Origin of the sequence: Echinicola sp. 20G (genome assembly GCF_015533855.1) — a bacterium.
Lineage (GTDB): Bacteria > Bacteroidota > Bacteroidia > Cytophagales > Cyclobacteriaceae > Echinicola.
Map to the genome: position 1 here is coordinate 5,704,892 of NZ_AP024154.1, position 7,609 is coordinate 5,712,500.

The 7,609-nt window shown below is 42.1% G+C and carries 6 protein-coding genes and 2 rRNA genes (1 of these 8 only partly in view); 1 reads left to right on the forward strand and 7 read right to left on the reverse strand.

Annotated features, from left to right (window positions below; all coding sequences use genetic code 11):
- Nucleotides 1-60 precede the first annotated feature (60 nt).
- A complete protein-coding gene (locus tag JL001_RS22765) occupies nucleotides 61-840 on the forward strand; it encodes a class I SAM-dependent methyltransferase (protein WP_200980181.1) in 780 nt (259 codons plus the stop codon).
- On the opposite strand, the gene JL001_RS22770 is transcribed toward JL001_RS22765, so the two are convergent.
- The 7 genes from JL001_RS22770 to JL001_RS22800 all read right to left on the reverse strand — a co-directional run.
- Nucleotides 830-1,780: a glycosyltransferase family 2 protein gene (locus JL001_RS22770; RefSeq protein ID WP_200980182.1), complete on the reverse strand. Its 951-nt coding sequence runs from the start codon at nucleotides 1,778-1,780 to the stop codon at nucleotides 830-832. The two genes, JL001_RS22765 and JL001_RS22770, sit on opposite strands and share 11 nt — an antisense overlap.
- Nucleotides 1,780-2,742 carry a glycosyltransferase family 2 protein gene (locus tag JL001_RS22775; protein WP_200980183.1) on the reverse strand — a complete coding sequence of 321 codons (963 nt, stop codon included), beginning with the start codon at nucleotides 2,740-2,742 and terminating at the stop codon, nucleotides 1,780-1,782. Before JL001_RS22775 ends, JL001_RS22770 begins: the two co-directional genes overlap by 1 nt.
- Nucleotides 2,743-2,750: 8 nt before the next feature.
- Complete coding sequence (locus JL001_RS22780; RefSeq protein ID WP_200980185.1) at nucleotides 2,751-3,296, reverse strand: DUF4199 domain-containing protein; 546 nt, start codon at nucleotides 3,294-3,296, stop codon at nucleotides 2,751-2,753.
- A 9-nt stretch (nucleotides 3,297-3,305) separates the two neighbouring features.
- Entirely contained in the window at nucleotides 3,306-3,818 is a 513-nt protein-coding gene (locus JL001_RS22785; protein ID WP_200980186.1) for a DUF4199 domain-containing protein, read from the reverse strand.
- The gene (locus tag JL001_RS22790; protein ID WP_200980187.1) at nucleotides 3,811-5,055 is read right to left on the reverse strand and encodes a dihydroorotase; all 1,245 of its coding nucleotides are present in this window, start codon (nucleotides 5,053-5,055) and stop codon (nucleotides 3,811-3,813) included. The genes JL001_RS22785 and JL001_RS22790 overlap by 8 nt, the downstream gene beginning before the upstream one ends.
- A gap of 217 nt (nucleotides 5,056-5,272) precedes the next feature.
- Nucleotides 5,273-5,384: ribosomal RNA gene (rrf, locus tag JL001_RS22795) — 5S ribosomal RNA — on the reverse strand.
- A gap of 116 nt (nucleotides 5,385-5,500) precedes the next feature.
- A 23S ribosomal RNA gene (locus JL001_RS22800) occupies nucleotides 5,501-7,609 on the reverse strand (it continues 767 nt past the right edge of the window).

Below are 7,609 nucleotides of genomic sequence, written 5' to 3' on the forward strand. Positions count from 1 at the left end.
TGTTAAAATTGAAATAAATGTTTTGTTAAATTGCGGCCTTAATTACACGAAAAGTACAACATGAAGCGTATCATTAGTTTTGTAATCCGTTACATCCCTCGAAGTTTCCTACAATTGGTTAGTCATATTTTCTTACGTATTCTAGCTATTTTCTACCAAGGAAACCAAGTGAGTTGTACCGTATGCAAAAAAGAGTTTAGAAAATTTCTCCCATACGGAAGGAGAGCCAGAGAGAATGCGCTTTGTCCCAATTGCCTTGCTTTGGAAAGACATCGATTGATGTGGCTTTTCTTAAAGCAGAAAACCAACTTCTTTTCAGCTCCTCTCAAAGTTCTTCATGTTGCGCCAGAACTGTGCTTTATAGATCGCTTCGAAAAATTAAACAATTTGGAATATATTACTGGGGATATTGAGTCTCCATTGGCCAAGGTCAAAATGGATATTCATCAAATTCCATTTGAGGATAATTCCTTTGATGTCGTTTTTTGTAATCATGTGATGGAACATGTGGACGATGATATTCAGGCATGCAAAGAAATCAACAGAGTCCTCAAAAAAGGCGGTTGGGGAATTATCCAATCTCCAGTCTATGACATTCCCGAAACTCTAGAGGACAAATCTGTAACTTCTCCAGCCGAGCGAGAAAGATTATTTGGCCAACGAGACCATGTCAGAAAATACGGGCATGATTATGCAAAAAGGTTAAGCCAATCAGGTCTGGAAGTTCATGAAAATCTTTTTGTAAAAGAGCTTCCGGCCCAAACCATCGAACAACATGCTTTACCTCCAAATGAGGTTATTTTCTATTGTACAAAAGGAAAATCCGAGCTTACCGCTTAAGCAATTGCACCAACAAGCCTAAACCGTAAGCCAACAATTGCCCGTACGAAGTAAAAATCGATATCACTCCTACAAATACTGAACTATTATGGATTGTGGACGAAACAAAAACCCCAAAGGTCCATAAACCAAATATAGTGGTCCCCAGTTGAAATAAGGGTAAAAAGAACATAGAAGAAGTTGCTGTAATTATCAAAGCAAATAGAAAAAACATGGGCATCAAATGAACCAATTTGATGGAACCAGGATGGTATCGATTGACATTCACCCTATTCCCTCCAAAGGAATAACTTTGTTTCAAAAAAGAGTTAAAGTCATTTCTCCTTTTATGATAAACATATGTTTCCCTTACCAATTCTAGGTTGTAGCCTTTGTCCTTGATACGAATACTCAACTCAATATCTTCTCCCTTGTTAGCATCCAGAAAGCCCTGAGTTTTTTCAAACACTTCTTTCGAGAGCCCCATATTATAACCTCTCGCCTGGTACTTTTTCGGATCAACGACTTTGCCTCGAATTCCTCCGGTGGTCCAAAAAGAAGTCATGCTGAAGTTGATTGCTTTTTGAAAATCTGAAAAGTCACTGGCCGCTGCGTCAGGGCCTCCATGAGCATCTAATTTTCGGGATACTATTGCTTCTTTTAACTTTTTAAAATAAGATACCGGAATCACACAATCAGAATCAAATAAAACGAAATAATCTCCTTTGGCTTTTTTCATACCAAAGTTCCTGGCAAAGCCTTGACCTGAATTATCTTGGAAATAGTATTGAACTTCAAGCTGATCTATGAATGTATCAACTATATGCTTACAGGAAACTTCCGACCCATCTTCCACTATGATCACTTCAAACTGCTTGTAATCCTGTTTCACCAAGCTATCAAGCAATTCATTGATTTCTTGTGGTCGATTGTAAACCGGAATGATTACCGAAAAAAACATCAGTTAATGAAGTTTAATTCTTCATCAATATTATAATCATTTTTCGGAGTACTTGTCGAAGTCATCATTTCAGCCAAAAAGCCGGTAAGAAAAAGCTGAACTCCCACTATCAATGCCACCAGTGACAAAAAGAAAAGGGGCTGATCAGTAATTTCTCTCACAAATATACCTTTGTGCAAACCATAAATCTTTTCAAAGATCAACCAACAAGTAATCAAAAAACCAGACAAAAAGGACAATGTCCCAAGAGTCCCAAAAAAATGCATGGGTTTCTTTTTGTAGCGATTTACAAATGAAACTGAAATCAGGTCTAAAAAGCCATGCACGAATCTTTCCAAACCGAATTTGGTTGTTCCATACTTTCTTGCTCGGTGTTCTACAGCTTTTTCACCAATCTTACTAAAGCCATTCCATTTTGCTATCAAAGGAATGTACCTGTGCATTTCCCCATAAATATGGATCTGCTTAACGACTTTGTTTCGATAAGCTTTAAGCCCGCAATTAAAATCATGTAATTTAATACCAGAAATCATCCTGGTAACACCATTAAAAAATCTAGAAGGAATGGTTTTGGTGAAAGGGTCGTATCTTTTCCTTTTCCAACCTGAAACAATATCAAACCCACCTTCTACCACCATTTTATAAAGCTCAGGAATCTCATCTGGACTATCCTGAAGGTCTGCATCCATTGTGATCACAACTTCACCAACGGCCTTACTGAAACCAATATCTAAGGCTGCCGATTTGCCATAATTTCGGCTAAAACCAACAGCCTTAATGTGTCCATTTTCCCTTGCTAATGACTGAATAACTTCCCACGAACTATCTGAGCTACCGTCATTAATAAAAATAACTTCATAGGTCAATTTATTCTTAACCACTACCCTACTGATCCATTCTGTCAATTCGGGCAGGGATTCTTCCTCATTATAAACTGGAATAATAATGGATACTTGGATCATTTACTCTTTTAGTAACTTAGCGACTTATCTTTTTTCTTGATAATAGCACCCAAAATCAAAGCCAATATGGCATAAATAATCAGTGCTACACCAAACCCTTTTAATTGTCCCCCAATGGTGTAAGCGTCTTCGAAACCTTGCTTCATTTCATCGATTTGCTCAGAACTCATCGAGTCCGATGCCCCAAAACTTTCCATCATGGACATGGTATTCTCCAATTGCTGGTCAGCTAAAACTTGAGGTAAAGCTGGATCTATTACTTGATACAACAGGATATTACCCACAACGCTGATCAAACCAGTAATGATCAAAGTAATAAAGGCAAACTGAAACGCAGGGCCAAAATTAATGTATCCTCCTATATCATTTCTATACTTGGTACCAAAAAAGATCACCAAACCACAAAATATAGCCAAAGCTATTAACCCAAACCACCATTTGGTAAGCATGGATGTATCTATAAAATACACTAAGAAGGTAATGACCAACATGATCATTCCTATGATTAAACCAGATCTTAATGCAGCTCGGAAGGGAGTTTCTTGTGTTTCCATAACAAAATTTTAGTTTTTAGTTCTTTTTAAAATTATCGAAATAATAATAGTAAAGAATAATTCGAGCATAAAAATTTTCAAAAACACATCCAGCGCAATATCAGATATACTCATCTTTTCATTCTCTGCCAAAGCATTTTGAAAAGCTTCCTGACTTACATTTTCTGATATATAACTTTCTTGTCCTTGCAACCAAGCTATTTTTTCAGCTTTGTGATTAAGAAAAATCTCTTGATCAAGTTGCAAAAAAACAGCTATTCCTAAAGCTGTGACAAAAGCAAGAATACTGTAAATAACAAAGCCAACGGTCATTCCCTGGGCGAACACCATCTCTCCTTTGCCATAATTATCCCTGTAGCTCTTCATCCCTATGAAAACGAAAACAGGAGTAATAATGCACCCGAAGAAAAGTGTAAAATCAATTGGCTCTAATCCGATACCATACAAGATCCAAAACGCAATCAGACACAATACTCCTCCTGCTAGCCCAAATAGGTAGCTACTCTTGATATATTTAACCATCTAACCTGGCTATTTCACCTTTATTGATTACTAGCTTAACTTTGCCTTTAAGTGTCTTATTGAAATAAGGAGAATTGGAAGAAAGAGATTTATTCGAACTTCTATTGAATAACCACTCCTCATTAGGGTCAAATATAGTTAAGGACTCAGATTGGCTCTTTGGAGAGTTGATTATCTTCGAAGGCCCAAAAGTCACCTTTTCTATCAGCAAAGGCCATCCCAGTTCTTTTTCCAATTGCACCATACCTGGCAAGAAAGTCTGCAAACCACTCATTCCAAAATCTGCCAAATCAAACTCCATATGTTTTGCATCATAATCTCTTGCCTGATGATTCGATACAATCGCATCAATGGTTCCGTCTTTAAGTCCCGCTACCAATGCTTCTTGATCCTCTTTTCCTCTAAAAGGAGGCAACACTTTCAAATTAGTATCATATTCCAATAGGTCATCATCTGAGAATAATAATTGATATAGAGACACATCGGCACTTACCTTCAAACCTTCAGCTTTTGCTTGGCGAATTGCTTCCACTCCTTTCGCAGTACTGACTGTTTGAAAGTGCAAACTACCTCCAGCATATCTCAGAATATCGATATTCTTTTTAATGGCAACTTCCTCTGAGAGTGATGGAATCCCTTTCATCCCCATTACTGTGGAAGGGTATCCTTCATGCATCTGACCAAAAATCGCCAGCAAAGGATCATAAGACTGATCAAAAAGTATTCCATTGAATTTTTGGAGATATTGAAGCACTTTCATCATTCTATCTGAATTGGATAGAGGTACTATACCGTCTCCGAAAATATTCACTCCATGATGATTGATATCTAAGATTTCAGTTAAGTCTTCTCCTTTTACATCTTTGGTCACAGCGGCTTGGATGTGAATATCTGTGATAAAACGACTTACCTTATTCTTGATAAACTCCACCTCATTTTTACTTTGAATGACAGGTGAAGTATTCGGCAATACTACTGCTTGTGTAAAGCCTGAAAATCTTAACGCTTCCCCAAGGCTTTCCAATGTTTCTTGGTATTCAAAGCCAGGCTCTCCTACACCACATCTCAAATCAATCCACCCTGAAGAACCCAAGTATCCAGAACAATCTATAATTTCCTCTACCCCTTCTTCACTCCCTTCATACAATTTAAACTCCTTCCCATCATAAAGGTAATTTAAAGGGGGCTTAATACTATCCTTTTGAATTAATCTAAGTGATTTTAATAGAACTGCCATGCTGAAAATATTTGTGCAAAACTGCCATTTTTTTCTTTAAAAATAAACCCATTGGATTGAAAGATTCAAAAATATGCAGCAAAGCGCTCTAATCAGACTAGAATGTAAAAGACAATCTAAGTCATATCTTTTAAGACCCAATCTGCTCTACTTTAGAAAAGTAACCTAAAAGCCACAAAAAAAGCCCCCTGTCCGTGTAGGACAGGGGGCATATAGTTGAGGGCGGCGACCTACTCTCCCGGGTGTAACCCCAGTACCATCGGCGCGACAGGGCTTAACTTCTCTGTTCGGGATGGGAAGAGGTGGATCCCCTGCGCCGTACCGCCCAAAATCTTTTGGCTAGGTCGCCTGATTTCTTTTGTACCATACATACTACAGGTAGTATATCGGTATCCGATTCAATATCCTGGTTACAATGACAACTTAAAGATAATACAACATTTTCACAGGTAAGCTTTCGGGCAATTAGTACTGCTCAGCTATGCCGTCTCCGGCTTTACACCTGCAGCCTATCAACGTCATCGTCTATGACAACCCTATACGGAAACCTCATCTCGAGGTGGGTTTCGCACTTAGATGCTTTCAGCGCTTATCCCTTCCGGACGTAGCTACCCGGCAGTGCAGTTGGCACCACAACCGGTACACCAGCGGTCCGTCCAACCCGGTCCTCTCGTACTAAGGTCAGATCCTCTCAAGTTTCCCACGCCCGCAACAGATAGGGACCGAACTGTCTCACGACGTTCTGAACCCAGCTCGCGTGCCACTTTAATGGGCGAACAGCCCAACCCTTGGGACCTTCTCCAGCCCCAGGATGTGACGAGCCGACATCGAGGTGCCAAACCTCCCCGTCGATATGAGCTCTTGGGGGAGATCAGCCTGTTATCCCCAGAGTACCTTTTATCCTTTGAGCGACGGCCCTTCCATACGGTACCGCCGGATCACTATACCCGTGTTTCCACCCTGCTCGGCTTGTCGGCCTCGCAGTCAAGCTCCCTTATGCTATTGCACTCCGCGCACGGTTACCAAGCGTGCTGAGGGAACCTTTGGAAGCCTCCGTTACTCTTTTGGAGGCGACCACCCCAGTCAAACTACCCACCAAGCAATGTCCCCGACATAGCGGGTTAGACACCAAGCAAACAAAGGGCCGTATTTCAACAATGGCTCCACAACGCCTGGCGACGCCGCTTCATAGCCTCCGGCCTATCCTACACATCGTTTACCCAATGCCAATGCTAAGCTGCAGTAAAGGTTCATGGGGTCTTTCCGTCCCGTTGCGGGTACGCGGCATCTTCACCGCGACTACAATTTCACCGAGCTCATGGCCGAGACAGTGCCCAGATCGTTACACCATTCGTGCAGGTCGGAACTTACCCGACAAGGAATTTCGCTACCTTAGGACCGTTATAGTTACGGCCGCCGTTTACCGGGGCTTCAGTTCAGCGCTTCTCTTACGATAACGCCCCCCCTTAACCTTCCGGCACCGGGCAGGTGTCAGGCCTTATACTTTGTGTTTCCACTTCGCAAAGCCATGTGTTTTTGATAAACAGTCGCCTGGGCCTTTTCACTGCGGCCTCTCATCTTGCGATGAGTAGGCGCCCCTTCTCCCGAAGTTACAGGGCCATTTTGCCGAGTTCCTTAGCCATGATTCACTCGAGCACCTCAGGATTCTCTCCTTGACCACCTGTGTCGGTTTGCGGTACTGGCATATATACGCTTAACGCTAGAAGATTTTCTTGGAAGTTCTTAGGTCCGCTATCCGCGCTCCCGAAGGATTGCGGTACTATCAGGTTCGGCTAAAAGTGCGCATTTGACTACACTTCCAATACCTACACCCTTCAACCCGGTATTCCGTCACCGGGCGGAACTTTCATCACTCCGTCCCTCCATTGCCTGTATATACGGTACGGGAATATTAACCCGTTGTCCATCGACTACCCCCTTCGGGTTCGCCTTAGGTCCAGACTGACCCTGATCCGATTAGCGTTGATCAGGAAACCTTGGTCTATCGGTGGGCGGGTTTCTCGCCCGCCTTATCGTTACTTATGCCTACATTTGCTTTTCCAATATCTCCAGCCAACCTGACGGTTGACCTTCACTGTCATTGGAATGCTCCCCTACCACTGCATTGCTGCAATCCTACGCTTCGGTAATGTGCTTGATGCCCGATTATCATCGACGCCCTGTCGCTCGACCAGTGAGCTGTTACGCACTCTTTAAAGGAATAGCTGCTTCCAAGCTAACCTCCTGGCTGTCTCTGCAACTGGACCACCTTTGTTCAACTTAGCACATATTTGGGGACCTTAGCGGTAGGTCTGGGTTCTTTCCCTCTCGGACTGGGACCTTAGCACCCCAGCCCTCACTGCCAGTACAATATCACGGCATTCGGAGTTCGTCAGGATTTGGTAGGATGTGACTCCCCCTAGTCCTATCGGTAGCTCTACCTCCGTGATACTTTCCCTGACGCTGTTCCTAAAAACATTTCGGGGAGTACGAGCTATTTCTCAGTTTGATTGGCCTTTCACCCCTACCCACAGATCATCCGGAAACTTTTCAA